Origin of the sequence: Pseudomonas tremae (assembly GCF_001401155.1) — a bacterium.
Lineage (GTDB): Bacteria > Pseudomonadota > Gammaproteobacteria > Pseudomonadales > Pseudomonadaceae > Aquipseudomonas > Aquipseudomonas tremae.
In genome coordinates this window covers 1-432 of sequence record NZ_LJRO01000342.1, presented here as the reverse complement: position 1 = coordinate 432, position 432 = coordinate 1, and the positions used below count along the sequence as shown (strand labels likewise).

General features: G+C 61.6%; 1 protein-coding gene. It reads left to right on the top strand.

Annotated features, from left to right (window positions below):
- The coding region (locus tag ALO43_RS18735; protein WP_162235609.1) for an Ldh family oxidoreductase at nucleotides 1-369 on the top strand (369 nt) is incomplete at its 5' end.
- Nucleotides 370-432: the final 63 nt, after the last annotated feature.

Here is a 432-nt window from a genome sequence, read left to right as displayed (position 1 = left end):
CGCGCCATTCTCGATGGCGGGGCACTACTGCCCTTTGGCGGTCATAAGGGGTCCGCATTGTCGATGATGGTCGAACTGCTGGCGGCAGGGCTGACAGGCGGTAACTTCTCCTTTGAGTTCGACTGGTCGAAGCATCCCGGCGCGCGGACACCCTGGACAGGTCAGTTGCTGATCGTCATCGATCCGGACAAAGGCAGCGGTCAGCATTTTGCACTGCGTAGCGAGGAACTGGTAAGGCAGCTCCACGGGGCAGGGCAGGAGCGACTGCCGGGGGAGCGACGCTACAGCGAGCGTGCGCGGTCGATGGCGCACGGTATCGACATCGCTGAGGCTGATCTGGAGCGCTTGCAGGGTCTGGCGGGCGGTTGAGCCGTTTACAAATTCGCTGACCATTCGTCGCAGTCAGTCTTGTGTCGGCGCTCGGTTCTAAAT